Raw genomic sequence first — 25,835 nt, 5'->3', positions numbered from 1 at the left:
CATGGAATCCTCCTCCGCTCCCGCGTCCGTGCCTGGGATTCCTCCGGCGCTCCGTGGCGTTCTTCCGGCGCTCGTGGCCATCCCCATCCTGGTGCTGCTGGAGTGGGGGCTGGCGGGCGCGCCGTTCGCCACATACCTGCTGTCCATCATGGGCGTGAACGTCATCCTCGCGGTGAGCCTCAACATCGTGAACGGGATGACGGGTCAGTTCTCCATCGGCCACGCGGGCTTCATGGCGGTGGGGGCCTATATCGCTGGCGTGGTGTCCTTGTCGCTCAAGGAGATCGCCATCTCCGGCCTGCCCGTGGTGGTGAGCGATCAGGTGTTCCTGCTCCTGTGCCTGCTGGTGGGCGGCCTGGCCGCCGCGGTGTGCGGCTTCCTGGTGGGCCTGCCGAGCCTCCGGCTGCGCGGCGACTACCTGGCCATCGTGACGCTGGGCTTCGGAGAGATCATCCGCGTGGTGGTGCAGAACACGGACGCCTTCGGGCGGGCGCTGGGCCTGTCCGGCATTCCGCAGACGGCGGGCCTGGGCATGGTGGGCTTCTGGGTCTTCGTGGTGGTGCTGGTGGCGCGGCGGCTGGCGGGCTCCAGCCACGGCCGCAGCCTGTGGGCCATCCGCGAGGATGAAGTGGCCGCTGAGGCCATGGGCGTGGACACCACCGGCTACAAGGTCCGCGCCTTCGTCATCTCGTCCTTCTTTGCAGGGGTGGCCGGCGGGCTGTTCGCCCACTTCGTGCCCATCATCAACCCGGGCTCGTTCACCTTCGTGAAGTCCATGGAGGTGGTGGTGATGGTGGTGATGGGCGGCCTGGGCTCCACCACGGGCGCCATCGTGGCGGCGATGTTCCTCACGCTGCTGCCGGAGGCGCTGCGCTCGGGCTTCACCGCGATGGGCGCCGAGGGCAGCCTGGCCCAGAAGGTCGATCAGATCCGCATGCCCGTGTACGGCCTGATGCTGGTGGCGCTGATGCTGCTGCGGCCGCAGGGCCTGTTCGGGACGAAGGAGCTCTGGGAAGTGCTGCCGCGCTGGCTCCCCCGCCGCAGAAAGGGGCTCGCATGAGCTCCCCCGAGCTCACTCCCGAGCAGCGGGCCGACGCGCCGCTGCTCAAGGCGGATGCGGTGAGCATCCAGTTCGGAGGCCTCAAGGCCCTCACGGACTTCAACCTCTCCATCCACAAGGGCGACTTGCAGGGGCTCATCGGTCCCAACGGCGCCGGGAAGACGACGGCGTTCAACGTGCTCACGGGGGTGTACACGCCCACCTCGGGCAACGTGTTCGTCTGCGGCGAGCGGGTGAACAAGCGCAAGCCCCACCAGATCAACCGCCTGGGGCTGGCGCGCACCTTCCAGAACATCCGGTTGTTCCGAGCGCTCACCGCGTTGGACAACGTGAAGGTGGCGTGCCGGGCCGAGGCGTTCGGTGACGCGGAGGCGCACGGCGTGGCGGGGGCGCTGACGAACGGCACCCCGCTGCCGGTGTTTGTTTCCAACCTGGGAGCGCTGGTGCTGGCGGGTTGGTGGAAGTCCCTGTTCCTGACGCCCCGGTTCATGGCCGAGGAGCGCCGCATCACCGAGCGCGCCGAGCACCTGCTGGAGGTGATGGGCCTGTCGCACCGCCGGGACGAGGAGGCGCGCAACCTGCCCTATGGCGAGCAGCGCCGCCTGGAGATCGCCCGCGCGCTGGGCACGCAGCCCAAGGTGCTGCTGCTGGACGAGCCCGCTGCGGGCATGAACACCCGCGAGAAGGCGGACCTGATGGTGCTCATCCGCAAGCTGAGGGATGACTTCTCGCTGGGCATCCTCGTCATCGAGCACGACATGAAGCTGGTGATGGGCATCTGCGAGAAGATCACCGTGCTGGACCACGGGGAGACGATTGCCCGCGGTGCTCCCGAGCAGGTGCGCAGCGATCGGAAGGTCATCGAGGCGTACCTGGGCGACAACTACCTGGAGACGCACGGAGGGGCGGCGTGAGCGCGCAGGTGAAGACGCTGGGAGAGCGCGATCCCCGTCCGCCGCTGCTGACGGTGGAGGACGTGAAGGTCCACTACGGGGCCATCCAGGCGCTGAAGGGTGTGTCGCTCTCGGTGGGCAAGGGCGAGGTGGTGGCGCTCATTGGGGCCAACGGCGCGGGCAAGACGAGCACGCTGCGCGCGGTGAGCGGGATGCTGAAGCCCAGCGGCGGGAAGATCACCCTGGCTGGGCAGAACATCACCGGGATGAAGGCGCACCAGCTGGTGCCCAAAGGCATGGCGCACGCGCCGGAGGGGCGCGGCATCTTCCCGAACCTCACGGTGCAGGAGAACCTGGACCTGGGGGCGTACCTGCGGCGGGACACGGAGGCGATCGCCGCGGACCAGGAGAAGAGCTTCGGGCTGTTCCCCGTGCTGAAGGAGCGCCGCAAGCAGATGGCGGGGACGCTCTCGGGCGGTGAGCAGCAGATGCTGGCGATTGCCCGGGCGCTGCTGAGCCGGCCGCAGCTGCTGCTGTTGGACGAGCCCTCGCTGGGGCTGGCGCCGCAGGTGACGGAGACGATCTTCCGCACGCTGAGGGACGTGAACGCCACGGGCATGAGCATCCTGCTGGTGGAGCAGAACGCGCACCTCGCGCTGAGCATGGCCCATTACGGGTATGTGCTGGAGACGGGCGAGGTGGTGATGGCGGGCAAGGGCAAGGCGCTGCTCGAGAGCCCCGAGGTGCGCAAGGCGTACCTGGGCGAGTAGCCGCCCGGCGGGAGCGGCGCCTCGCGGTGGAGGCGCGCTCGGACTTCAGGTCACGGCAGGAGGACGCTCAGTCCCACCTGGCCGGGGCCCGCGAGAATGCGGGTGGTGCCCACCTTGCCGGTGGAGGAGGTGCCCTCGGAGGACGCGGAGCCGTCCATCAGCCACAGGATGGCACCACCGATGGCCAGGGCTCCACTTACACCTGTGGCAATCGCGGCAGTTCTTTGGCCCGACTTAGCTTCATCGCGGAGTTTGACCAGATCGGGTAACGCACCGTTCTCAGGAAGCTTGCCCTCAAAGGCATTATTGAAATCTTCGGCCTTCGAGTTGGCACTGTTGAGCAGGATGCCCGAGGCGATGAGCCCCACACCGCCTACGGCAATGCCACTGATGCCGGCTGGCGTCTTCCACGTGCGAACCTTGGGGGCCTCCTGCTTGACGGAGGCGACGGGTGCAGGCTGCGGAGGCGCGGTGACGGTGGGCGAGGTGGATTCAGGAGTGGGGGAGGGGACAGCGACTGGCTCGGGCGTAGCGCCAGGAGTCAGCGGGATGGTGAGGCTCTCCTGGTCTGGAGCCTTGGCCACGTTCAGTTGTTCGAGCAGCGCGGCGACAGCGAAGCGGATGACGTCGCTTGGCGGCTGGTTGGGGATGCGAGGCAGTTCGAGCGGCTTCTCCTCGACCTTCTTCCCTGCGTCATCCACCACGAGGCCCGTGATGCGGGTGGACTTGGGTGTGAAGGGGTTGAGGGTGATGTAGAGCGTGCGGGTGGCCTTGGTGGCGGCAGCCAGGCGGCCGAGGCACGCGTTGCGGTTCTTGGCCTTGGCGCACGAGCCGTTTTCCTTCTCGAGGAATGCGCGGACCTCGGTGGAAGGCACCAGGTTCATGGACTCGCGTGCGGCGGCGGTGGCGCAGAGGGCCTCCAGGTCGGAGATGTTCTTCTGCTTGCCGCCGGTGATGACGCAGGGGTGGAGCGCGATGCGATCCCGCTGTGGGGCCTGGGCCTGCGTTGCGGGCGCCAGGAAGGCCACCAACAGTGCGAGAAGGAGGCCATATCGGGAGAGGCGGTTCAGCATGTAAACCCTCGGGAGCGGATGGTCCTTCCGCAACCTTCCGTGATCAGTGGGCCCATGCTATCCACCGGCCTTGGGCCGTCAAAAGGTTTGGGAGGTGTTTGATGCTGCGCAAACTCCTGGGAACAGGGTTGCTGCTGGCGACGCTGGCAGGGTGCACGGAGCCGAAGGGTAGGGAGTGCACCTCTGACGCGGACTGTGGGGGTGGGGCAGGGCGCTGCGAAGTGAACATTGGGCTTTGCTACCAGGGTGGCACGGAGCCCGAGATCGACGTATGCGACCCGGCCTGCGCTGCCTATGAAGCTTGCACGACGGCTGGATGCCAGGCTCGGTTCATGGCGCTGGCCATCCAGAGTCCGGCCAACAACGCTCTGGTAGGCGCCGGGCCCGTGCAGGTGCAGGTCCGTCTCGTGGCCAATCCGAATTACGCCTCGACGACCCAGTATCCGGATACGCTGGACTTCAGCGCCTCACGAAATGACGGTGGCAGCGACGTAGGTAGTTTTGGGCCTGTGTCCCGGAACGAAGATACGTACACGGTCACTTGGACGCCGCCGTCCGCTCAGGCCCAACTGACCCTGACTGTCGCTCATCCGACGCCCGCCGCCGTCCCGAGTGCTTCCGTGACGGTGAAGGTGGATGCGGTTGCACCCACCTTCACCATCAGCATTCCCGATCCGACACGTATCCCCGGAGGTCCCAACCAGGCAGAGCCGAGAGACAGCGACACCGACTACGCGAAGGCCTACCGCCGAGATGAGTCCGTCACCGTGGCGATCTCCGCCAACGAGCCCGTGAGCGATGTGGTGCTGACGGTATCCGGCATCGCCTCAGGAGGAGGCGTCGGTCAGGCTCTGACTCCCAAGCCTGTACAGGCTGGTGGGACGTGCGAGGGCAGTCCGGTGTTCTGTGGGACCGCGACTGTGGACCTGTATGAGCCCGAGATGAGGGAGTTCCGGGGCACCATGCAGTTCCGGGTCGAAGGAGTCGACGCCGCAGGCAACCGGGGTTCGGCGACGGCGGGTCTCAAAGTGACGCGCTGGAAGTGGGCGTTTGATGGAGCGGGACTTATCAAAGCCAGCCCCGCCCTGGGAGAGAAGGGTGTTGTCTATTTCGGGACCTCCGTTACCAACGGTAAGGTCTTCGCGATCGAGCCAAGCGGCAAGAAGAAGTGGGAGGTGGATGTCGAGGCCGTGGAGGGAAGCCCAGCTGTCGGTGCTTTCAGCAACGGGACTGAGTTGGTGTACGTGGCGAGTAACTTCGCAGGCGTTGCGGGTATCGGCTCTGGTACTCGGCTTCGCGCGATCAACGGAGAGCTTGGGACTGTGCTCAACACTCCCTGCACATTCCCCGTGGCAACCGGGACGCCTCCGTCCACGATTAGCTCGGCCGCTATTACTGCAACGACCATCAGCAGCACTCCCGTAGAGACAGGGCTGTTTGTCGTTTCAGGTAACTATGGCAGCGCTGTTGGCCTGCGCCCTACGAGCGTAGGGGCAAACGCAGTAGGGTGTGTGAACTCGGATAGCTCTCAGGGGATGCCGAACTCGACCGCAGGCGGCGGATTGGTAGCAACCAACACGGGCCAGTTTGCTTACCCGACCGACGCTCGACGCATGGTGAAGTATTCCTTCGGTACACCAGCTGCGCAGTGGACTGCCACGCCAGGAGGCGGTTCGGGACAGCGGGTTTTCGGTATGGCTCTTCTGGTGAATACGCTGTTGGGCAGTGGTGGCAACGACTTCGATCAAGGAGGAGTGTTTCAAGTCGCGTTCGATTCCACCGGAACTCCACCTGCCAATGCGTTGCCCGACACGGACAACGGTCGGGTCAACCAGCTCGTCGCGACGGCCGACAACAAGGCCTACTTCGGCCGTGAGTATGCAGGCCCGAGCAACCTGTTGGCACGCTACGATTTGTCTGTCCCAGCGTTGTCCCAGGCAAGCCCAGCGCCGGGTGTGCTCTCTGCCGCGCCGGTTATTGGATCTGATGGGAAGTTGTACACCGTCAACAAATCGGGAGAACTGGCTGTTTGGACCACTTCGGACCCCCTCTCCAGTCAGTGGAAGCTGCCGAGCATCGGACTGAACATCGAAGCCTCGCCCACGCTGGACTGTGCGCGCGGCTCAGACGGCGCTCCCTTAGGAGCCAATCGACCGGGTGTCCTCTACGTCGCAGTGGGTAACAAGCTTCATGCTTTCGTCGTGGATAGCCCGCGTCTGCTGAAGGACCCGAACAGCTGGCCCAAGTTTCAGCATGACGTGCGGAACACTGGCAACCCGTCCACTCCCATCACCAACTGCCCGTAGGGCAGCGGACCCAGCCCTCCTTTTTCCGAGGAGGGCCTTTCATCAATCATGGGTAGTCAGGAGCCACAGACTCGTTTAGGGTCGGCCGCGACCCTGTTCTACCCATTTTCTGAGGGAGCGTTCATGTCGCTGAAGTTCCGCCTTCTCACTGCCTTTTCCGCCCTCGCTCTGATCACCAGCGGGTGCGCCACTGGCACGCAGAACCAGCCCGCCACGGCGGGTGGCTCGTCCACCGTCGAGGAACTGCCCACCGAGGAGCATGCCGGCCAAGCTCAGGCCGAGGCCACTCCCGCTCCGGCTCCGGCCCCCGCCGCCTCGACCGTGCAGTTCGCCACCGTCGGCAGCCCGGAGGATGGCTTCACCGTCAAGATGCCCGGTGCCCCTCAGGTCGCTCGCAACAAGGTCACCATCGCCTCCGGTGACGTGAACATCGCCACCTGGAACAGCAACCTCGACGGCGTCATCTACGCCCTCACCGCCACGGACTATCCCACCAAGTTCGTCGCGACCCGTGCCCCCGAGACCATCCTCAACAAGGAAGGCCGCGATGTGCTCGTCGGCCAGCTCAAGGGTGCCCTCAAGAGCGAGGAGAACATCACCATCAACGATACCTACCCCGGCAAGGCCTTCGTCATCGGCTCGGACCAGGGTGAGGTGAAGGCGCGCAGCTACCTCGTCGGCCCCCGCCTCTACACCATGCTGGCCCTCTACAACCCCAGCATCGGCGCTCCCTCCGCGGACGAGTTCCTCCGCTCGCTCGCCCTGATCAACCCGCCCCCCCGCATCGAGCGCGCCACCAAGGGCACCACCCCCGGCACCCCGGCGACCCCGAGCACCCCGGCGACCCCGAGCACCCCGGGCAGCACCACCCCGGACTCCGGGACCAAGTAGGCCTGCTCGCCTGCACGCTCGGAACACCCGGAGCGTGCACCCCGAGACAGCCACCTCGAGGGCTGTCTCACCTCAGAAGGGGGTTTTGTTGTCCCCGGTTTGCTCCGTAGCCCTCGCGCCTTAGGTTCTCTCGGGAAGTGTCAGGGGGAGGGGAACGGAATGATGGGGGCTTCGACGGCTCTGCTCGCGGCTGTGCTCGCGAGCGGGACGCCGCTGCTGCCGGTCAGCGCGGGCAATGCGCTGACCCTGCCAGCGCAGCGGCACGTGGTACGCATCGACATGGGTAGCAACCGGGCGCCTGTCTGGCTGCTCGCCGTCCAGCAAGGCGGCGCGGATGGACGGGCTCTCTCGCTGTATCGCTCGGATGATGGGACACAGAGCTTCCGGCTCATAGGGCCCATCCAGCCCGACAAGAGCCACCACGACCGGGCCGAGCTGCTCGCCGTGGGCCGCGATGTGGCGATCGTCTACTCGTATGAGTCGTCCACGCTGGGGCCTTCGCGCCGGCACGACGTGTACTTCCAATGGTGGCGCTACCACTCCAGCTCGGACACCTGGAGGCCGGATCCCGTCGTGCACGTCTTCGATGCGCCAGATGATCGGATCGGCTACTCGCGGGCGCTCATTGCTCGGGACTCGCAGGGGCGGCTGTGGATCCAGGCCTTCCGCCTCGAGCGGGATGGACGCTCCACCGCGGTGATTGCCGTCTCCACGAACGGCGGCGCGAGCTTCCAGCGCCAGCCGGATCTGGACTCGGTGCGCAGGCGCGGCGGCGGCCGGCTGCTGAGCGTGGGCAACAAGCTCGTCTTCGTCTACGGCATGCACGATGGCTACGAGCCCGCGCGCATGCGGATCCGCCACGCCAGCGATCCGCTGAACACCTGGGGCTCGGTCCGCACGGCCTTCCCCGAGGGCATCTACCACGGGGCCGCGCTCAGCGCCGTGGAGGACGGCCAGGGCGGCATGCACTTCGTCTACAAGGACGAGTCCATGCGCGTGAACTACCGGCACTTCGACGGGAGCGCCTTCGGGCCCCGCATGCTGGTGGAGGACATGACGGACTGGGCCACGCAGCCGGCCATCACCCGCGTGGGCAGCTCGCTCTACATCTTCTACAACCGCTCGCGCGAGCTGAACAAACGCTACGAGCTGCGCATGCGCGTGCTGAAGAACGGCACGCTCAGTGCCCCGGTGGTGGTGGACTCGCGCGCCACCTTCAAGGGCTACCTCAACGCCGTGGACGTGCTGCCCTCGGGCAGCCGGGAGGTCCCCTGCTTCTTTGGCGACGCGCGCGACTCCAATGCCCAGGGCTCGGTGTACCGCGTGGCGGTGTCCACCGGCACCGGCTCCTCCGAAACCCCGCCGAGCGACAGTCCGGCGCCTGGTGCCCGCCTCTTCGGGGACGAGTTTTCACGCCGCGTGTCGCGGGGCCTGGGCAGCCCGTGGACGGTGGAGGGGCTCTGGTACGTGGACGGGACGCGAGCAGTGAGTGACTTGGACGGACAGGATCTCGCGCTGGCGCCCGGCTCGCGCTGTGGGGACTGTCAGGTGGAGGTGCGGCTCCAGCACTTCTCCGAAGCCGAGGCGGGAGTCGCCCTGCGGGCCCAGGGCAGCGCGCGCTACACGCTGGTGTCGATGGCCAACGGGCGCATTCAGGTGCGGCGGGAGGCGTCCGGGCGTGTCACGGTTCTTGGCGAGGCGCGCAGTGGCCTCTCCTCCGCTCAGGAGCCCATGACGCTGACCCTCTCCGCGCGGGGCTCGGGGCCCGTGGAGCTCACCGCCTCCGTGGATGGGCAGGTGAGACTCTCCGTGGTGGACTCCAGCAACTCCGCGATCCGCGAGCCGGGGCTGGCGGGACTCATCACCCCCATCGCTGGGGTGTGGTTCGATGACTTCGAGGTTCGGACCTTGGGGGCTGCCCGGTCTCTCAGGGAGGCCTCGGATCCAGGGGTGCAGCCGTCCCCTTAAAGGGGTCCTTCCCGTGGCGTCACGCCCGAGACGAGGGCGTGGCGCACCGTGCTAGCATGCGTCGCGTACCCCCTTCGTTCGAGGTATGCGACGTGAAGAAGCTCAGCCTCCTGGCGCTGGTCGTCATTCTGTCGGCCTGCAAAGGCGACACGTTTGACGGTGAGGCCATTCACGCCAAGGTCCTGCTGACCCCTGCGGTCTCCGCCACTTGCGTGCTCTTCGAGGTGCGTGACCCCGCCAGCCAGGCGGTCCTTCAGAAGCGATGGTTGAACCGCGCCGAGGGCGATAACGACTTGCAGGTGGCGATCTTCCGGGGGGCGCTGCCGGAGACGGTGGAGCTCACCGCGCGCCCGTTCCGGGATGGCACCTGCCAGCTTGAGGGCGAGCAGGGGGACAAGAAGCCGAATGGTCTGGCCAAGGCGGTGACGGCTACCTTCGTGAAGGACGCGGTTCCTCCGGTCACCGAGATCCCGCTGGAGCCCGGTACGGATGGAGACGCGGACGGTTACGTCAGCACGGACGCGGGCGGCTCGGATTGCCAGGACCAGGATCGGACGGTGTACCCGGCTGCGGCGGAGACGTGCAGCCTGCAGGTGGATCTCAACTGCAATGGCAAGAAGGGGTGTGAGGAGGCCGGCTGCTCGCCGAACTCCTGCCTGGGCGACAAGCTGGTCTTCCTGTCTTCTGCGCGGACGGCAACAGTGCGTGTCTGCTCGCAGGCGGTGCAGTTCCAGATCCAGGATTCGCTCGGCAACGCCTTGCCCGTGTCTACTCCCACGACCGTTGGGCTTCAGGCCGACTCCTCGACAGGGCTCAAGTTCTACTCGGACTCGGGCTGTAACACCGAGCTGACGAGCGGCGTCACCCTCGCGGCGAACGCGAGCACCGGCAGCTTCTACTTCAAGGGCACGCAGGCGGGCATCGTGAACGTGAGCCTCACGGCCAGTGGCTTCATCAGCGCCCAGCAGGCCGCGACCATCACCGCGGGGCCTCCCACCGTCATGGTGTTCACGGGGCCGGGCCAGGGGACGGCGACGGCGACGGCGGGGGAGTGCGCGGGACTCGTTACCGTGACGCTCAAGGATGCGGATGGCAACACGGCGAACGCCACCGGGGCCACCAACATCAGTCTGACCCCCAATGGAGGGCCGCTGACGTTCTCTACCAGTCCCACGTGTTCGCCCATGACGACCACCGTGTTGATTCCCCAGGGGGCCAGCTCGGCGACCTTCCGCTACCGCAGCACCCAGACGGGGAGCTTCTCCATCGGTGGATCCTTCGGGGGCCTGACCAGCACGCCGCTGGCCGTCACGGTGACCCCGGGAGCACCCACGCTCGTGTTCAACCCCAACGGACAGACGGTGACGGCGGGCAACTGCTCGACGCTGATGACGGTGCAGCGGCAGGACAGCTTCAACAATTCGATACCGGTGACGACTGCAACGCCGGTGACGCTGACGGCGAATCCGTCGACGGGGTTCCAGTTCTACACGGACGCGGCCTGCACCATGTCCGTGGTGACCCCGATCAACATGCCCAGTGGAGCGAGCACCATAGGCTTCTACTTCAAGGGTACCACCGCGGGGACGGTGGCGGTGACGGCGGGGCAGGGCACCTTGTCCGTAAGCCAGAACGTGACCATCAACGCCGCACCGCCGACGGTGTTGGCCTTCTCGCCAGCGTCGCTCACGGTGGCGGCGGGGGACTGCACGGCGTTGATGCTGCTGGCGACCGACATCCACGGAAACCGGTCCAATGTCTCGGGCAACCAGTCGGTCACCCTCGCGCCAGGCGCGGGCCTGTCCTTCTCCGCCACGAGCAACTGCTCGGGCTCAACGAATGCGTTCACCATCAACTCGGGCCAGAGCAGCGTGAACGTCTACGCGAAGGCGACCAGCGTGGGCAGTGTCTCTGCGACGGCCAACAGGTCCGGGTTCACCTCCGGGACGCTGAACCTCACGGTGAACCCGGGCGCTCCGGCCAGGCTGGCCTTCACGACCAATCAGCAGACGCTGGAGATCAACACTTGCTCGGCCGTTACAACGGTGCAGGTGCGTGACAGCTCCAACAACCCGTCCCCGGTGAGCAGCGACACCCCGGTCAACCTGACCGCGTCCTCGGGGACCGTCACCTTCTATCTGAGCGCCGACTGCACGGGCCCGACGACGTCCCTCACGATTCCCTCGGGGCAGACCAGCGGGAACTTCTATTTCAAGGACACGACCGCGGAGAATGTGACGATCACCGCCTCCAACCCCAACCTGGCCAGTGCGACCCAGAATCAGTCGATCACTTCGCCACAGCCTACGGCGCTCGTCTTCACGACGAGCCCGCAGACGCGGATGGCGGGGGCGTGCTCGGGTGTGGTGACGGTGCAGGCACAGCTTGGAGGGAACCCCGCGCCTGTGACCGCCGACACTCCCGTCAGCCTGACGGCTGCGCCGCCCGCTGGTTTCACGTTCTATTCCACGGGCAACTGCTCGGGGTCAGCGGTCACCCAGGTGACCATTGGCTTTGGCCAGAGCACCGCCAACTTCACCTTCAAGGGCAACACCGCAGGCACCATCGCCCTGGCGGCCTCCAACCCGTCCATTCCCACGCCCGCGACTCAGAGCGCCACCATCACCCCAGCGGCGCCTTCGAAGCTGGCGTTCAGCACGCCCCCGCTGACGACCGTGGCGGGGACCTGCTCGCAGGCGGTCACCGTGCAGTCCCGAGACGACTTCGACAACCCCTCGCTGGTCAACTCGGACAAGACCCTCTCGCTGAGTGCGACAGGGACTCCCACGGACAACAACTTCAAGTTCTATTTGGATGGCGGGTGCACCAACGAGCTCGCGGGCAACTCGGTGCTCCTCGCGAATGGCCAGTCCTCGGTGACGTTCTACTATCGGGGCCAGAAGGTCCGGAACGTGGACCTGTCGGCCAACACCTCCGGCCTGACTGCCACCCCGCCGCAGACGCACACCATCACCACCGCCGCCGTGACGAAGGTGGTGTTCACGTCCACCTCGCCCATGCAGCTCCTGGCGAGCACGTGCGCGATGCGGACCATCGAGCGCCAGGACGCCGCGGACAACCCGGTGGCGGGGGGGGCCTCGCTGAATGTCGCGCTCACCGGCTCGGCCCCGGTGGAGTTCTACCTGGACTCGGGCTGTACCCAGCTCACGAACCAGGTCACCATTGCCGCAGGGAGCAGCTCGGTCGACTTCTGGTTCAAGGGCCTCAGCGGAGGCATCAACACCACTGCGCCGCTCACACTGACAGCCACGTCCGCCGGCCTCACGGCGGCGAACCAGCTCGAAAACATCATCCCCACGGTGCGGACCAGCGGAGCCACCTGCACCATGACGGGCACCCAGACGACTGCCAATTGCCCCATCACCCCCCCTCTGCAGGATGCGAGCAGGGCGTTCCTGGTGTTCCAAGCCACCACGCAGAACCAAACCAGCGAGCTGGCCAATGTCCGCTGCGTCCTGAACACCACCAGCACCCCGGTGGATGTGCAGTGCAGTCGAGCCGTTGGGGGTGGCTCGAATGTGAACATCCGCTGGTTCGTCGCGGAGTTCCCCACGGGTGTTGCCGTGCAGCATGGCTCTCACGGCTGCGGGGGGCCCACCACAGGTCTGACCATCTCCTCCGTGGTGATGGACCACACCTTCCTGCTGCTCAGCAGCGAGAAGGACATCAATAACCAGCGCTCGACGGTTCCCCGGCTCGTCGATCTGAAGTCGTCGACCCAGGCCGAGATCCGAAAGACTCCGGGCGCCAACTGCACTCCTGGGAACGAGGTCAACAGCGGCCAGATCGTGGACTACACTGCGGCCACGGTTCAGCGTGGGTTGATGGGCATCGGTGGCGGGGCGGCGACCGTGGACATCAACCTGTCCCCAGCGGTGCCGCTGAGCCAGTCGATCGTCCTGTACTCGTACGTGTTCGAGAGCAACACCACGAAGATCTGCGATCGCCTCGTGCGAGGCGAGCTCACCAGCAGCGGCAACAAGCTGACCTTCTCGCGTGGCAGTGGCGACACGTCGCCCAACTGCACCACGCCGCAGATCAACGAAATCTCCTACGAGGTGGTTACGTTCCCTGCGGGCACCGTCGTGCAGCAGGTGACGCGGTCCTTGCTGGCGGGGGGCGCCAGCACGAACGTGGCGATCACCCCGGTTGATCCCTCCCGGACCATCGTCATCGGCGGAGGGCAGTGGGCCTCGGGGCAGGTCCACGGCGAGAGCAAGTTCGCGGGGGGCGAGAGCATCAGCGAAGGGCGCATCCAGGCCTACCTGATGAACGGTTCGATCCTCACACTCTCCCGCGAGAGCACCGGCGACGGAGCGACCTTCACGGTGTACGTGGTTCAGCTCAAGCCCTGAGGCCCGGTGGGCCTCAAGCCCGCGGCTCGAGGAGGGGATATGTGGAATCCCGCGCAGTACGAGCGCTTTCGTGACGAGCGGAAGCGCCCCTTCTTCGAGCTGCTCGCGCGGGTGGACGCGGCCGCTCCCGCCCAGGTGGTGGACCTGGGCTGTGGCACCGGAGACCTGACGCTCGTGCTCGCCGAGCGCTGGCCCTCAGCCCGGGTGACGGGCGTGGACTCCTCCGAGGCCATGGTGGCGGAGGCCTCTCGCCGTGCCGCCCCAGAGCGGGTGCGCTTCGAACTGGCAGATCTGGCCGGGTGGACGCCCGCTGCGCCCGTGGAGGTGATCTTCTCCAACGCCGCACTGCACTGGCTGCCGGATCACCCCGCGCTGCTGTCGCGGCTGGTGTCGTTGCTGGCGCCGAGCGGCGTGCTCGCCTTTCAGATCCCCGCCAACTTCGACGCGCCCTCGCACCGGCGCATCGATGAGGTGAGGGGGCATCCACGCTTCGCGGCCACGCTCGCCCCCGTCCGCCGAGGGCAGGCTCAGCCGCTGGACTTCTACGAGGCCCACCTGGCCGGGCTGGGCCTCACCGTGGATGCGTGGGACACCACGTACCTCCATGTGCTCCAGGGCGAGGACGCGGTGCTGCAGTGGCTGCTGGGCACCACGCTGCGGCCCGTGCTCGCGGCGCTCGGGGCCGAGGAGAGCCAGGCTTTCCTCGACATGCTCCGGCCGCTGCTGCGCGCGGACTACCCCGCCACCGCTCGGGGGACTCCGTTCCGCTTCACCCGGCGCTTCGTGGTGGCCTCACGCCGTTAGCGTGCCGAGCCCAGGCGCAGGCGCACCAGCAAGTCATGCAGCCCGGCGCGGCCGCTCGGCGCCTCGGGCAGCGAGCTCGTGTCTCGCGCCTTCTCCAGTTCCTCGCGCAGGCGGCGGAACTCCCGCTCGTGGAAGGAGAAGTCCTGCTCGGGCAGCACGCCCTTCTCCGTGCCTTCCAGCTTGCGCTTGACGAGCTCCGGCACGTACGGCAACCGGTGGTGCTCGTTGAGGGTGAGCAGGTTCGTCTCGATACGGCCCGTGCGCATCAGGTGCAGGCCCGTGAGCAGCACCCGGTACACATAGAGCAGCGGCTTCACCCGCCGGGGCGACTCCTTCTCGAAGAGCCTCCACTGCGTGTCCGCGAAGCCCAGGTAGTGGTGCGCGTGGTGTCGGGTGATGCACGCGTTGGCCAGCGCCTTCAGCTCCTGGTGCTCCGGTGAGGTGCGCAGCACCAGCGGCGAGTAGAGCTGCTCCAGCACGTAGCCGTTGCGGCGCAGCACCAGCGTGAAGAACTTGGCCACGTCATGGGTGACGAGGTCCATCTCCACGCCCTCGTACACCGTGGACTTCTCCACTGTGTCTGGCCCCACGTCCAGCCCCACCACCTCGCGCGCGGGCAGCAGGTGGACGCCCCGCAAGTCCCAGTCCGAGTCCGGCGAGGGGAAGCCGTAGATGTGAGAGCCGCTCACCGTCATGAACATCAACGGGTACGGGTGCTGCTGCACGAAGGGCTCGAGGCGGGGATCCAAGGTCGTCATGGCTTCAGCTCCTCGGGTGTTGAGACAAGGGGAGCCCGGACGCCGGTCCTCGGAGGCTCCTGACCTGAAGGCGTGAGGGGCTTCAGAGCGCTCCCGCCAAGGGCAGCTCGAGGCGAGGGATGTACCGGCCGCCCTTGCTCTCGAAGAGGACGAGGTGCTCCACGCGCCCCTCGCCCCAGTGCTGGCCCTCCAGCGCCTTCTTGCACGCGAGGAACGCCGGGTCCCCCTTGGGATCCTTGGCGCGCGCCAGCGTGAGGTGGGCCGTGTACATGCGCTTCTCCCGGGGGAAGCCCAGCGGCTCCAGCACCGCGGCCACCTCGGCCTGGAGCGCCCCCAGCGCAGCGGTGTCTCCCTTCACGTCCGCCCAGAGCACATGCGGGTGGCTGGGCTTGCCGAACGTCCCTCCGTTCTCGACGGTGAGGGTGAAGGGCGTGTGGTGGTGCGACACCGGCGTGAGCGCCTCACCGAGGGCGGGGAGCTGCGCCTCGGAGACTTCCCCGAGGAAGACGAGCGTGAGGTGGAAGCCGTCCGAATTCACCCAGCGGGCCTTGGGCGCCAGCGGGCGGAGGCGCTCGAGGCCTGTCTTGGCGTGGGCCTCGATGGTGCTCCCCAGGGTGACGGCGGTGAACAGGCGCATGGCTCAGGGCTCCGAGGCCGCGCGCCGCCGTGGCCAGAGCGCGAAGGCCCAGAAGGGGAGGAAGGCGAAGAACTCCACCACGACCACGTACAGCCCGCGCCCGGAGAACATGCGGGTGCCGATGGGCGCCACGGGCAGGGGGCGCCACGGCGCGAAGAGCCGCTCATTCGAGAACGGCCAGAGCAGGGCCGCCCCGAGCCCGCCATCCGTGAGCGAGTCCAGCAGCCCATGGCTGGCCACGGCCAGGAGCGCCAGGAGCCCCGTGCGCCCGGGCGGCAGGCGGAGCAGGCGCGCTACGCCGACGATGGCCAGGGCCACCAGCGCCGCGAAGACCAGCGAGTGCGAGGCGCCCCGGTGTCCCCACGTGGCCTCGTAGGGGATGCGCAGCTTGAACGCGATGACGTCCGCGTCCGGCAGCAGCGCCAGCGCGGAGAACAGGGCCATGCTGGCGGCCAGGCGGCCTCGCGAGGCGGGCCCTGCCTCGTGCCTGCCCAGCGCCATGCCCACTGCGACGTGACCGATGCTTGCCATGGTGGAGCCCCACGATATTGCACATTGTCCTCGCGCATAGGGGCCCCGCGGCTTCCTGGCAGGGGAGGGCCGCCTGGGCTAGCCTGCGCGGTACCGTGTCCGCGGCTTCTTCCTCCGAGTCTGGCATTGATGAACTGCTGCTCCACCGGCTCGATGAGCGGCGGGCGCAGGTCAGCGAGTGGGTCAATCGCTTCCGGGCAGGCGGTGCCGTGGGCTGGCTGTTGTTCGCCTTGGCGTTCGACTGGAAGACGCCGGCGTGGATGCTGGGAGGTTACCTGGGCCTGGCGCTGGCGCTGTGGTTCGGAGCGCGGCGCCTGCCGGCCCTCGGTACGCGGCCGGCGCTGGGCGTGGTGAGCATCGACATGCCGGCCATCTGCCTCATCCAGCTCTCGGCGCTGGAGTCCTCGCCCAACACCGTGGCGGTGGCGCTCCTGCCCATTGGCATCTACGTCACCCTGCTGATGGCGGTGGCCATGCTGGGGCTGTCGCGGGTGGGAGTGGCGGTGGCCACCGCCGTGGCGCTCCTCTGCGAGGTGGCGCTCTGCGAGAAGGCGAAAATTCCTCGGGATGTGTACCCGCAGCCCCTGGTGCTGGTGATGGTGATGGCGGCAGTGGCGGCGACGTTCGTGAGCCGGCAGGTGATGGGGCTGGTGAATGACGTGACGCGCGAGCAGGCGAGGCGGGCCCGGCTGGGGCGCTACTTCTCGCCGCAGGTGGCCAGCCGCATCGCGGAGCTGGGGCCCGGCGGAGATGCGGGGCAGCACCGTGAGGTGACGCTGCTGTTCTCGGACATCCGAGGGTTCACGACGATGGCGGACCGGATGGAGAGTCCGCAGGTGGTGGCGCTGCTCAACGAGTACTTGTCGAAGATGGTGGAGGTGGTGTTCCGCAACGGAGGAACACTCGACAAGTTCATCGGGGACGGGATCCTGGCGTACTTCGGAGCGCCGCTGGAGCTGGCTGGGCACCCACAGGCCGCGGTGGAGTGCGGGCTGCAGATGCTCGAGGCCCTGGAGTCGCTCAATGCCGCGCGGAGCTCCCGAGGCGAGGCGCCGTTGAACATTGGCATCGGCATCCACACCGGCCGGGTGGTGGTGGGGGACGTGGGACCCAACCAGCGCCGCGAGTACACAGTGATAGGGGACGCGGTGAACCTGGCCAGCCGCATCGAGGGCCTCACCAAGAAGGCCGGAGCCGCGGTGCTCGTGTCCGAGGCGACGCGGGCGCGGTGTGGAGCGGACTTCGAGTTTACCGCCGCCCAGCCGCTGCCCGTGCAGGGAAAGCCGGAGCCCGTGGCCACCTTCGTCCCCAGCCGCCCTGGCGCCCGCCAGGCCACGAGCTGAGCGCCTCCTCGCCGTGCTGCTCGACCAGTCCGAGACCGCTCTCGAAGAGCTCTTGAACCAGCGGCTCGATGAGCGGCGGGTGCAGGTCAGCGAGTGGCTCAACCGCTTCCGCGCGGGTGGCGCCTTGGGGTGGTGGGTGTTCGCCCTGGTGTTCGATTGGAAGTCGCCCGCATGGATGCTGGGAGGCTACCTGGGCCTGGCGCTGGCGCTGTGGTTTGGAGCGCGGCGCCTGCCAGCCCTGGGCAAGCGGCCTTCGCTGGGGGTGGTGGGCATCGACATGCCGGCCATCTGCCTCATCCAGCTCTCGGCGCTTCAATCCTCGCCCAACACCGTGGCGGTGGCGCTCATGCCGATCTGCACCTACGCCACGCTGGTGGTGGTCGTGGCCATGCTGGGGCTATCGCGGGTGGGAGTGGCAGTGGCCACCGGGGTGGCGATCGCCTGCGAGGTGGTGCTCTGCGAAGCCGTCGGGATGCCGCGAGAGGCCTATCTGTACGCGCTGGTGTTCGTGCTGGTGATGGCGGCAGTGGCGGCGACGTTCGTGAGCCGGCAGGTGATGGGGCTGGTGAATGACGTGACGCGCGAGCAGGCGAGGCGGGCCCGGCTGGGGCGCTACTTCTCGCCGCAGGTGGCCAGCCGCATCGCGGAGCAGGGGCCTGGAGGAGACGCGGGGCAGCACCGTGAGGTGACGCTGCTGTTCTCGGACATCCGGGGCTTCACGACGATGGCGGACCGGATGGAGAGTCCGCAGGTGGTGGCGCTGCTCAACGAGTACCTGTCGAAGATGGTGGAGGTGGTGTTCCGCAACGGGGGAACACTCGACAAGTTCATCGGGGACGGGATCCTGGCGTACTTCGGAGCGCCGCTGGAGCTGGCTGGGCACCCGCAGGCCGCGGTGGAGTGCGGGCTGCAGATGCTCGAGGCCCTGAAGGAGCTCAACGCCACGCGGGCCAGCCGGGGCGAGGAGCCGCTGAACATCGGCATCGGCATCCACACCGGCCGGGTGGTGGTGGGCACCATCGGCCCCGAGCAGCGCCGCGAGTACACGGTGATAGGGGACGCGGTGAACCTGGCCAGCCGCATCGAGGGCCTCACCAAGAAGGTGGGCGTCCCGATGCTGGTGACGGGGGCGACGCAGGCGCGGTGCGGGACGGACTTCGAGTTCACCGCCGCCCAGCCGCTGTCCGTGCAGGGAAAGCCGGAGCCCGTGGCCACCTTCATGCCCCAGCGTGCTCCGGCCTCCCGCGCCGCGGCTCAGTAGGCCTTGGAGAAGACGATGCGGCCCGGCGAGGGGTCGCCGCACACCACGCACTTGCCCGGCTCCTGCTTCAAGTCGAAGGGCCGGCAGCGCGTGGTGGCCGCCATGTCGTTCTTCGCCTTCGTCTCGCAGGCGGGCTTCTCGCACCAGTGCGCCAGCATGAAGCCGTCCTCGGCGCGCTTCTGCATCTCCTCGTAGGAGTTCACCTCGAAGGTGTGCTGGTCGCGGAAGGACTTGGCCTTGTTGAACAGGTCCGCCTGCATCTGGTCCAGCATCGCCTTGGCCTTCTCCACGGCCTGGCCCAGCGGGACGAACTCCTTCTGCTTCAAGTCCCGGCGCACCATCACGCACGAGTCCTTCGCCAGGTCCTTGGGGCCCAGCTCCAGCCGCAGGCACGTGCCGATGAGCTCGTGCTCGTTGTACTTGAAGCCCGGGCTCTTGGTGTCGTCGTCGTCCAGCACCACGTTCAGCCCGTTCTTGCGCAGGTCCGCCGTCACCGCCTGCGCCTTCTCCAGCACCTGCGCCTTCTCCGCATCCGACGCCTTGCCCAGGATGGGGATGACCACCACGTGCGTGGCCGCCAGCCGCGGCGGGACGATGAGCCCCGCGTCATCCGAGTGCGTCATGATGAGGCCGCCGATGAGGCGCGTGGACACGCCCCAGGACGTCTGCCACACGTGGTGCTGCTTGCCGTCCCGGCCCTGGAACTGTGTCTCGAAGGCCTTGGCGAAGTTCTGCCCCAGGTTGTGGCTGGTGCCCGCCTGCAGCGCCTTCTTGTCCTGCATCATCGCTTCGATGGAGTAAGTGCGCAGCGCGCCGGCGAACTTCTCCGTCTCGCTCTTGCGGCCCGTGAGCACCGGCATCGCCATGTAGTCCTCGGCGAACGTCCGGTACACCTCCAGCATCTGCAGCGTCTCCTTCTCCGCGTCCTCCTCCGTCTCGTGGCAGGTGTGGCCCTCCTGCCAGAGGAACTCGGTGGTGCGCAGGAACAGCCGCGTGCGCATCTCCCAGCGCATCACGTTCGCCCACTGGTTGATGAGCAGCGGCAAGTCCCGGTAGCTCTGGATCCACTTGGCGAAGCTGCGGTTGATGATCGTCTCGGAGGTGGGCCGGATGATGAGGGGCTCCTCGAGCTTGGCGCCGCCCGCGTGGGTGACGACGGCCAACTGGGGATTGAAGCCCTCCACGTGCTCGGCTTCCTTCTTCAGGTAGCTCTCGGGGATGAGCAGCGGGAAGTAGGCGTTCTTGTGGCCCAGGTCCTTGAACATCTTGTCCAGCACGCGCTGCATGTTCTCCCACAGCGCGTAGCCGTTGGGCCGGATGACCATGCAGCCCTTCACGTCCGAATAGTCGGCGAGCTTCGCCTTCAGGACGAGATCGACGTACCACTCGGAAAAGCCCTTCTCTCGGGCAAGGAGCTTCTCGGCCATGTGCAGCAACCCTCGTGGTGAAGAAAGAGGGGGGTTGCCTACGCCGGGTGGTCCGGGAAATCAACGGGCTCGACGCCAGGGCTCGACTCGTGGACACGAGGAGCCGGGGCGGAACCCCGGGGGGCCCACCCCTCCCTCCCTCTGGGGAGGGGGGAGAGGCGGGCGGTGAGACACTTCAGGCCGGGCTCAGGAGCCCTCGGGGGGCTCGGAGCGCGGAGGCTCCGGAGGAATCAGCCCGGGGGTGATTTGGTGCAGCAGGCCCCCCCGAATCATGAACTGCCGCTCGCCCAGGCGCTGCTTGCAGGCCTCGGTGTCCTTGGGCTGGTAGATCTCCACGTACAGCTTGCCCGGCCCCGGCGGCTCGAAGTACCGGCGCTCGGCGCAGTCCTTGAAGAGCTTCATCACCTCGTCGCGGCGCTGGCCCAGGGTGAACTCTGGTGGCGTCGAGTCATCCTCGGCCTGGGCCTCGGGCTCCTTCGAGGGAGCCTCGGCTTGGGCCTCGGACTCGGCGGCCGGCTCCGCGGCAGGCTTGGAGGCCTGCGCGGGCTCGGCAGCGGGTGCGGCAGGGGCCGGGGCCGGCTCCTTGGAGCAGGCCCCCCAGAGCAGCGCTCCAGAGAGCGCCGCCATTCTCCAGGTCAGGCTCAGTTGTCGCATGCGCCCAGGTTCCCATCATGCCGGCAGTCGTGGCCTTGCCGGTCGAGTTCGATCTGGTACAGCGACTTCACGCCCTCGTCCGTCTTCTGGACCGCGGTGGTGTCCTGCTGGCCAGGGCCCTGCTGGTTGGCATCCACGGTGACGATGCCGCCACCGATGCCCACCTGCATCGCGGGCTCGGCCGGAGCGGCCACCGTGGTGGTCAACTTGTACCGGTTCCACTGGTCCGAGGAGGACGCGTAGAAGCTCAGCGCGCAGTTGGCCTCGCCGGTGGCGAAGTTGGCCTGGTACAGGCGGGCGATGTTGGTTCCCGTCGTCGAGCACACCGCGCCCGAGGCGCCGCTGGGCTCGAACGAGCTCCACAGCACGCAGCCGGCAATGAGGTTACCCGAGGTGCCGGTGCGCTCATTGTTGGCCGCGTACTCGATGAACCAACCCGGGCCATCCGACGAGGCCGAGGGGTTGCTGGTGACCCGGCCCGCGGTGGCATCCCCGAGGGTGCCCGCCTGGAAGTTGCTGACGTTCACCATGCCCGTCGAGGTGTCCGTGAGCATGCCGGCCTCATAGGTGACGGCCTCGTCGTTGGAGTCGAACTTGCGCGCGGCGGTCCCGCCATACGTCCACAGGCCGTAGTAGCGCTGAGGATAGGGCGCGGTGGCCTGGTTGTAGTTGAGCGCAATCCAGTCGTCCTGCGTCATCTCGCAGTTCCACGTGGAGGTGTCGCCCGAGCACGTGTACTGGAGCGAGCCGCTGTCGGTGTTGGAGCACCCGTTGGCGGCGGAGTAGGCCCATGACATCGTCACGCGGGCGCCACCGCACGCGGCACCGGGCGTGGTCGGGGTGGTGTTGGTGGTGCTGTTGCCCGCGCTGTAGTGGAAGTTCTGGTAGGTGGAGTTGGTGGTGTACGCCGTGGTGTACGTCGTCGGCGTGCCACGCTCGACCGTGAGGGTGTTGTTCACGCCGCAGCCCTGCACCGCGCAAGCGCGCGGGTTGGAGAGCCGGCACGTGGTGCCCTTGTCCAGCATGTTCTCCCGGTCGCCAGTGCCCAGGAAGGTGCGCACGTAGCCCGTGGCGGGCTGCAGGGCGTTGACGGTCGTGTAGGTGAAGGGCGCGCGCATGGCGTCCGCATCACCCGACCGGCCCGCCAGGTTCGCCACGCGGAAGGCGCGTGCGGCAAACCAGTTCTTCACCTGCTGGCGTGTCGCGTCCCACTCGCCCGGCTTCCACATGCGGATCATCCACAGCTGCCCGCCGTAGTCGCCCACCGTGGCCGAGTCGAACAGCTGATCGATGTCCAGCGGCGAGTTGTTGGCTGGACCGATGTCCATCATCGCGAGGCCCGCGCCAATCGGGTACTTCAGGTTCTCCGAGCGGGGGTTCTGGGTGGTGTCGTCTCCGTAGAAGTAGCTCCAGACGGTGTGACCCGTGCGGATGTCCACGATGGCGAAGCCGCGGCCGCGCAGCATTTGCGCGTCGAACCCGCCGTTGAAGGCCACCACCCAGCGCTCGCGCGCGTCGTTCGGGGAGACGATCTTCCACGGGGTGACCGCACTGCCCGCGGGCAGGCCATAGGTGGTGCGCAGGGCATCATCCGCGACCGGGCCGAGCGCCACGGGACCGATGGGCGGCGAGCGGGGCGCGAAGTTGGAGAAGCTCTCGCCCACCTGCAGCGCCAGCGGATCGCACGGCTGCGGCCACATCCACAGGAAGTCTCCCGCCGCGTTCGGCACGTTGCCGGCGCCCTCGTCCGGGGCGTCGCCCAGCAGGCGCGTCAGATCCAGCGCGAAGCGGTGCACGCCGCCGCGGCCGGTGCCCACGATGGCCACCGTGCGGTACTCGTTGGGCTGCTTCTTGCCGTCCGGCGCGCCGTCCACGCCGTCCATCCACACGTCGCGGACCATCGGCGTGCCGTCCACGAAGTAGGCGTGCTTGCCCATGTTGCCGCGCAGCTTGGGCAGCAGGTCCGGCGGGACGAAGGCCCACAGCTCCTCGCCCGTGCCGTCGTCATACATGCGCTGGCCCGTGAGCGAGTCTGTCTCCGCCGGAGTCTTCGCCCGGCCGTTGTGGAACGCGTGCAGCATGCCGCCGTTGCTGCCCACGAGGACGATCTTGTCCCGGTCCTCTTTGTCCGCCTGGTACAGGTCGTACGCCTTGCCCTCCGCGTTGGCGTCGTCCGTCGTCTGCGGGGTCATCCCGGTGAACAGCGACGTGAGGCACTGCTGCGAGAAGCCGCAGAAGCGCGCGGGGATGGGCGGATCCACGGTCACCGGCGACGAGTGGAAGATGTCGTGCAGCAGGAAGGCGCGGTCCTTGTCGTGCTGGGCCGGATCGATGTTGAGCACGTCCGCGCCGCGGTACCACTTGATGATCAGCTCGGCGCAGGCGAGCGGCGGCAGGGCACCGGGCAGCATGCCCAGGCTCGCGGCCAGCTCCGCGCAGTCGTTGGGGTTCTGGCTGATGCCCAAGAACTCGAGCAGATCCGCGGCGTGCGCCACGTCGAACGGGATGGGCGTGTCCCGGAAATCCACCTTGCCGTCGTGGTTGCTGTCGATGATGGTGTAGATCTTCCGGGTCATCCACTTCTTGTGGTTGGCCCCGTCCGTCAGCTTCTCGCCCGCCTCCCAGAAGGGTGTGGCGGGGGTGACGATGCCCTGCTGAGAGTCCAGCAGCCGGATGAAGTTACCCTCGTCGTTCTCGATGATGGCTTTGTCCGAGGCGTCGATGAGCAGCGTGTCGTTGCAGTCGCCGTCCTCGTTCAGATCGCCACCCGCGGTGGGGTCCGTCGGGTTGCAGCCCAGCAGGCGCTCCTTGCCCTCCTTGAAGCGGTAGAGGAAGCCCTGCCACGGCGCCGTCTGCGAGCGCGCCGGCTTGAAGCGGGGAATCAGCGTGGCACTGGCGCTGCGCACCTGGAGCGTGCTGGCCGCCGGGCTCGAGAACGAGGTGGCGCGCGTCTGCACGTTGGTGATGATGGACATCAGCGCCTGCTTCAGGCCGGTGGCGTCATCCGCCGTGTAGTAGAGGCCGCCGCCCACGTCGGCCGTGTTCTTCAGGAAGGGGCTGTTGATGCCGAAGCCCACCGTGTACGTGAGCACGTTCTGCCGGCCGGCGGTGTTGAAGTCTCCGACGATGGGCGGGTTGTTGCGCTGCAAGTCCTGATTGAAGAGCATCTTCGCCACGTCATCCAGCAGGTAGTTCTGGTTGTCGTCCGTGTAGACGGCGGGGTCGGTGCCCTTGTCACGGGTGGCGATGGTGCCTCCGCCGCACGGCGTGGCGTCCGGGCAGTACACCGGGCCGCCGTTGACCGTGCGCAGCTTGGTGACCGCCGTGGCGCTCAGCGTGTCGCCGGAGGGCTCACCGTCCGTGATGACGATGACGGAGGACACCTGGCAGCCCCAGCACACGCTGCGGCCCTGCGCGTTGAGCGAGGTGTTCTTGTAGGCGGCTGGGTAGCTGTAACCGCTGGTGCCGAAGCCAAAGACGTCCCGGTAGATGGCGTCATCCGAGGTGAAGTAGTAGCCCACGTTCAGCAGCGAGCGCGCCAGCGGCGTACCGGTGGTGAACGTCAGCCCGTTGACCGCGTTGATGTAGCTGGCGCGGTTGCTGTCGAAGGAGCTCGCGTCGTTGATGATCTGCGAGCACGAGGGGTTCTGCCCGCGGAGCAGCACGGTGTTGGGCGCGCTGTTGGAGAAGTAGCTGATGCCCGCGCGCACGCGGCGCAGGTCCTTGATGACGGACTTGAGCACCGCCTTGGCGGTGACGTACTTGGGCGGATTGAAGTTGAGGTAGCGGCCCCAGAACATGAAGTTCAGGTTCTCGAGGGGCGGCGTGTTACGGCCAATGGTGCCCGGCACCTTGTAGTAGCCCTTGGTGCTCAGGCACGTGAGGCAGCGCGCATACTCGGCGGCGCCCGTGGTGTTGGACCAGTTGGGCACCTGCGACTGGCAGGCGTGCTCCTTGGAGTTCCACTGCGTCGGCGGGTTGCTCAGGTCCGCCCAGTACATCCAGCCGTAGAACTTGTCGTCCTGGAACAGGTTGGGGAAGCCCGTGTCCGAGCCCTCTTGCGTCCCCAGGTCCGGCACCGGGTACACGGTGGTCGGATTCCAGCCCCGGCTGGCCGCGAATGCATCCAGCCGCGGGTTCTGGCACCCGTTCGTGGTGATGGTGAAGAAGGTGGCGTGGTCGCTGTTCTCCACCTGTGGCAGCTCACGCATGGAGCCCGAGGTATCGAGCAGGAAGTGGATGTTGGGCGGGGCGCCCTCGGCGCTGAAGAAGCGCTCGTCGCCCGACACGTCCATGCCGCGCAGCACGTCGTTGATCATCGACGTGGTGAGCTGGCAGCAGGCCGTGCTGTCGGCGGGGGTTGCGCCCGCGTTGCCCAGGTTGTTCTGGGCATGCGCGGCGGTGACCAGGCCGAGGACGACAAGGCCCAGGCCGGCACGACGGAGGATGGGAGTCCAGGAGTGCATTGGGGGTTTCTCCTTCGGAATCGATTCTACAGGCCCACTCGGACCATGAACTCGATCTCGCGCTCGGGGCTGGTGGGGTCTTCGGTCTCTTTGCAGACCGCGGTGACGGTGTAGAACTTGGTGGTCGGCTTGACGGTGTTGGTGTTGGAGATGTCCTGGACATCCCGGTTGGGGTCCTTCATGGCGCCGGACACGTCCGTGGCGCTCACCTCTTCGAGCCGGCCGAAGTGGCCCGTGGCGAGCTTTACGCCGCGCAGATCTTCCTTGAACTTGATGGTGGAGGGGCCTGCCGCATCCAGCATGTTCATGCGGGAGATGAACAGGTTGCGAGCAGCCTGGACGCACGAGGACATGTAGTCCTCCTCGGCCTGGATTTCGGAGGCGGCGCGCTCGGTGCCGGTGAAGGAGATGGCGCCGGCCACCAGCAGGGTGATGAGCACGACGACGATCATGGCCATCACCAGCGCCATGCCGCGAGGGGTGGGAATCTTCAGGGACATGGGGCTCAGCCTCCGCCCGGGGTGATGGGTGCGAACTGCCGGTTCAGCAGGAGATTCTTGGGGGTGATCGATTCACGCAGGAGCATCCGGTAGAAGCCACCGCCCGACGGGGTGAAG

18 protein-coding genes are annotated in these 25,835 nt (G+C 67.4%); 10 read left to right on the top strand and 8 right to left on the bottom strand.

The window, feature by feature from the left end:
- Position 1: 1 nt before the first annotated feature.
- The 3 genes from DB31_RS41015 to DB31_RS41005 are packed head-to-tail and all read left to right on the top strand — an operon-like array spanning position 2 to position 2,723.
- On the top strand, positions 2-1,060 hold the full coding sequence (locus DB31_RS41015) for a branched-chain amino acid ABC transporter permease (protein ID WP_044198668.1): 1,059 nt from the start codon (positions 2-4) through the stop codon (positions 1,058-1,060).
- Positions 1,057-1,974, top strand: coding sequence for an ABC transporter ATP-binding protein (locus tag DB31_RS41010; RefSeq protein WP_044198666.1), 918 nt, complete (start codon positions 1,057-1,059; stop codon positions 1,972-1,974). The genes DB31_RS41015 and DB31_RS41010 overlap by 4 nt, the downstream gene beginning before the upstream one ends.
- Positions 1,971-2,723 (top strand): ABC transporter ATP-binding protein, encoded by a 753-nt coding sequence (locus DB31_RS41005; RefSeq protein WP_044198663.1) that lies wholly within the window; start codon positions 1,971-1,973, stop codon positions 2,721-2,723. Before DB31_RS41010 ends, DB31_RS41005 begins: the two co-directional genes overlap by 4 nt.
- Before the next feature lie 50 nt (positions 2,724-2,773).
- On the opposite strand, the gene DB31_RS41000 is transcribed toward DB31_RS41005, so the two are convergent.
- Complete coding sequence (locus tag DB31_RS41000) at positions 2,774-3,796, bottom strand: hypothetical protein (RefSeq protein WP_044198661.1); 1,023 nt, start codon at positions 3,794-3,796, stop codon at positions 2,774-2,776.
- Between the two features lie 332 nt (positions 3,797-4,128).
- On the opposite strand from DB31_RS41000, the gene DB31_RS49380 reads away from it, so the two are divergent.
- From DB31_RS49380 to DB31_RS40975, 5 genes are all read left to right on the top strand, one after another.
- Positions 4,129-6,102, top strand: a complete 1,974-nt coding sequence (locus tag DB31_RS49380; RefSeq protein WP_169787165.1) for a PQQ-binding-like beta-propeller repeat protein — start codon at positions 4,129-4,131, stop codon at positions 6,100-6,102.
- 123 nt (positions 6,103-6,225) lie between these two features.
- Positions 6,226-6,993 (top strand): hypothetical protein, encoded by a 768-nt coding sequence (locus tag DB31_RS40990; protein ID WP_044198655.1) that lies wholly within the window; start codon positions 6,226-6,228, stop codon positions 6,991-6,993.
- Between the two features lie 159 nt (positions 6,994-7,152).
- Positions 7,153-8,961 (top strand): hypothetical protein, encoded by a 1,809-nt coding sequence (locus tag DB31_RS40985; RefSeq protein WP_044198653.1) that lies wholly within the window; start codon positions 7,153-7,155, stop codon positions 8,959-8,961.
- A gap of 92 nt (positions 8,962-9,053) precedes the next feature.
- Positions 9,054-13,337, top strand: a complete 4,284-nt coding sequence (locus DB31_RS40980; RefSeq protein WP_044198651.1) for a beta strand repeat-containing protein — start codon at positions 9,054-9,056, stop codon at positions 13,335-13,337.
- A gap of 39 nt (positions 13,338-13,376) precedes the next feature.
- Positions 13,377-14,141, top strand: a complete 765-nt coding sequence (locus DB31_RS40975) for a methyltransferase domain-containing protein (protein WP_044198648.1) — start codon at positions 13,377-13,379, stop codon at positions 14,139-14,141.
- Here the strand turns inward: DB31_RS40975 and DB31_RS40970 are convergent.
- The 3 genes from DB31_RS40970 to DB31_RS40960 form a co-directional block, all read right to left on the bottom strand.
- The gene (locus tag DB31_RS40970; protein ID WP_044198647.1) at positions 14,138-14,899 is read right to left on the bottom strand and encodes a nucleotidyltransferase domain-containing protein; all 762 of its coding nucleotides are present in this window, start codon (positions 14,897-14,899) and stop codon (positions 14,138-14,140) included. The two genes, DB31_RS40975 and DB31_RS40970, sit on opposite strands and share 4 nt — an antisense overlap.
- An 82-nt stretch (positions 14,900-14,981) precedes the next feature.
- Positions 14,982-15,536 (bottom strand): RNA 2',3'-cyclic phosphodiesterase, encoded by a 555-nt coding sequence (gene thpR, locus DB31_RS40965; protein WP_044198644.1) that lies wholly within the window; start codon positions 15,534-15,536, stop codon positions 14,982-14,984.
- Between the two features lie 3 nt (positions 15,537-15,539).
- Positions 15,540-16,067 carry a metal-dependent hydrolase gene (locus tag DB31_RS40960; protein ID WP_044198641.1) on the bottom strand — a complete coding sequence of 176 codons (528 nt, stop codon included), beginning with the start codon at positions 16,065-16,067 and terminating at the stop codon, positions 15,540-15,542.
- A gap of 95 nt (positions 16,068-16,162) precedes the next feature.
- Here DB31_RS40960 and DB31_RS40955 point away from each other — a divergent pair, with 95 nt between their 5' ends.
- Both DB31_RS40955 and DB31_RS40950 read left to right on the top strand, forming a co-directional pair.
- Positions 16,163-17,410, top strand: coding sequence for an adenylate/guanylate cyclase domain-containing protein (locus tag DB31_RS40955; protein WP_044198636.1), 1,248 nt, complete (start codon positions 16,163-16,165; stop codon positions 17,408-17,410).
- A 13-nt stretch (positions 17,411-17,423) separates the two neighbouring features.
- Positions 17,424-18,671, top strand: coding sequence for an adenylate/guanylate cyclase domain-containing protein (locus DB31_RS40950; RefSeq protein ID WP_044198633.1), 1,248 nt, complete (start codon positions 17,424-17,426; stop codon positions 18,669-18,671).
- Here DB31_RS40950 and proS read toward each other — a convergent pair.
- The 4 genes from proS to DB31_RS40930 form a co-directional block, all read right to left on the bottom strand.
- A complete protein-coding gene (gene proS / locus DB31_RS40945) occupies positions 18,665-20,098 on the bottom strand; it encodes a proline--tRNA ligase (protein WP_044198630.1) in 1,434 nt (477 codons plus the stop codon). The two genes, DB31_RS40950 and proS, sit on opposite strands and share 7 nt — an antisense overlap.
- A gap of 186 nt (positions 20,099-20,284) precedes the next feature.
- Positions 20,285-20,752 (bottom strand): hypothetical protein, encoded by a 468-nt coding sequence (locus tag DB31_RS40940; RefSeq protein ID WP_044198628.1) that lies wholly within the window; start codon positions 20,750-20,752, stop codon positions 20,285-20,287.
- On the bottom strand, positions 20,740-25,218 hold the full coding sequence (locus DB31_RS40935) for a pilus assembly protein PilY (RefSeq protein ID WP_044198626.1): 4,479 nt from the start codon (positions 25,216-25,218) through the stop codon (positions 20,740-20,742). Before DB31_RS40935 ends, DB31_RS40940 begins: the two co-directional genes overlap by 13 nt.
- Before the next feature lie 26 nt (positions 25,219-25,244).
- Positions 25,245-25,718 (bottom strand): hypothetical protein, encoded by a 474-nt coding sequence (locus DB31_RS40930; protein ID WP_044198623.1) that lies wholly within the window; start codon positions 25,716-25,718, stop codon positions 25,245-25,247.
- Between the last annotated feature and the right edge of the window lie 117 nt (positions 25,719-25,835).

The organism is Hyalangium minutum (assembly GCF_000737315.1).
Classification (GTDB): domain Bacteria; phylum Myxococcota; class Myxococcia; order Myxococcales; family Myxococcaceae; genus Hyalangium; species Hyalangium minutum.
Note: the sequence above shows the minus strand (reverse complement) of the source record. Positions and strands in the feature narration are given on the sequence as shown.

Coding starts and splice junctions, on each gene's coding strand:
- thpR (WP_044198644.1), bottom strand. CDS start 15,536: ATGCGCCTGTTCACCGCCGTCACCCTGGGGAGCACCATCGAGGCCCAC.
- DB31_RS40970 (WP_044198647.1), bottom strand. CDS start 14,899: ATGACGACCTTGGATCCCCGCCTCGAGCCCTTCGTGCAGCAGCACCCG.
- proS (WP_044198630.1), bottom strand. CDS start 20,098: ATGGCCGAGAAGCTCCTTGCCCGAGAGAAGGGCTTTTCCGAGTGGTAC.
- DB31_RS40935 (WP_044198626.1), bottom strand. CDS start 25,218: ATGCACTCCTGGACTCCCATCCTCCGTCGTGCCGGCCTGGGCCTTGTC.
- DB31_RS40985 (WP_044198653.1), top strand. CDS start 7,153: ATGATGGGGGCTTCGACGGCTCTGCTCGCGGCTGTGCTCGCGAGCGGG.
- DB31_RS40930 (WP_044198623.1), bottom strand. CDS start 25,718: ATGTCCCTGAAGATTCCCACCCCTCGCGGCATGGCGCTGGTGATGGCC.
- DB31_RS40940 (WP_044198628.1), bottom strand. CDS start 20,752: ATGCGACAACTGAGCCTGACCTGGAGAATGGCGGCGCTCTCTGGAGCG.
- DB31_RS40960 (WP_044198641.1), bottom strand. CDS start 16,067: ATGGCAAGCATCGGTCACGTCGCAGTGGGCATGGCGCTGGGCAGGCAC.
- DB31_RS40975 (WP_044198648.1), top strand. CDS start 13,377: ATGTGGAATCCCGCGCAGTACGAGCGCTTTCGTGACGAGCGGAAGCGC.
- DB31_RS41015 (WP_044198668.1), top strand. CDS start 2: ATGGAATCCTCCTCCGCTCCCGCGTCCGTGCCTGGGATTCCTCCGGCG.
- DB31_RS49380 (WP_169787165.1), top strand. CDS start 4,129: ATGGCGCTGGCCATCCAGAGTCCGGCCAACAACGCTCTGGTAGGCGCC.
- DB31_RS41010 (WP_044198666.1), top strand. CDS start 1,057: ATGAGCTCCCCCGAGCTCACTCCCGAGCAGCGGGCCGACGCGCCGCTG.
- DB31_RS41000 (WP_044198661.1), bottom strand. CDS start 3,796: ATGCTGAACCGCCTCTCCCGATATGGCCTCCTTCTCGCACTGTTGGTG.
- DB31_RS40990 (WP_044198655.1), top strand. CDS start 6,226: ATGTCGCTGAAGTTCCGCCTTCTCACTGCCTTTTCCGCCCTCGCTCTG.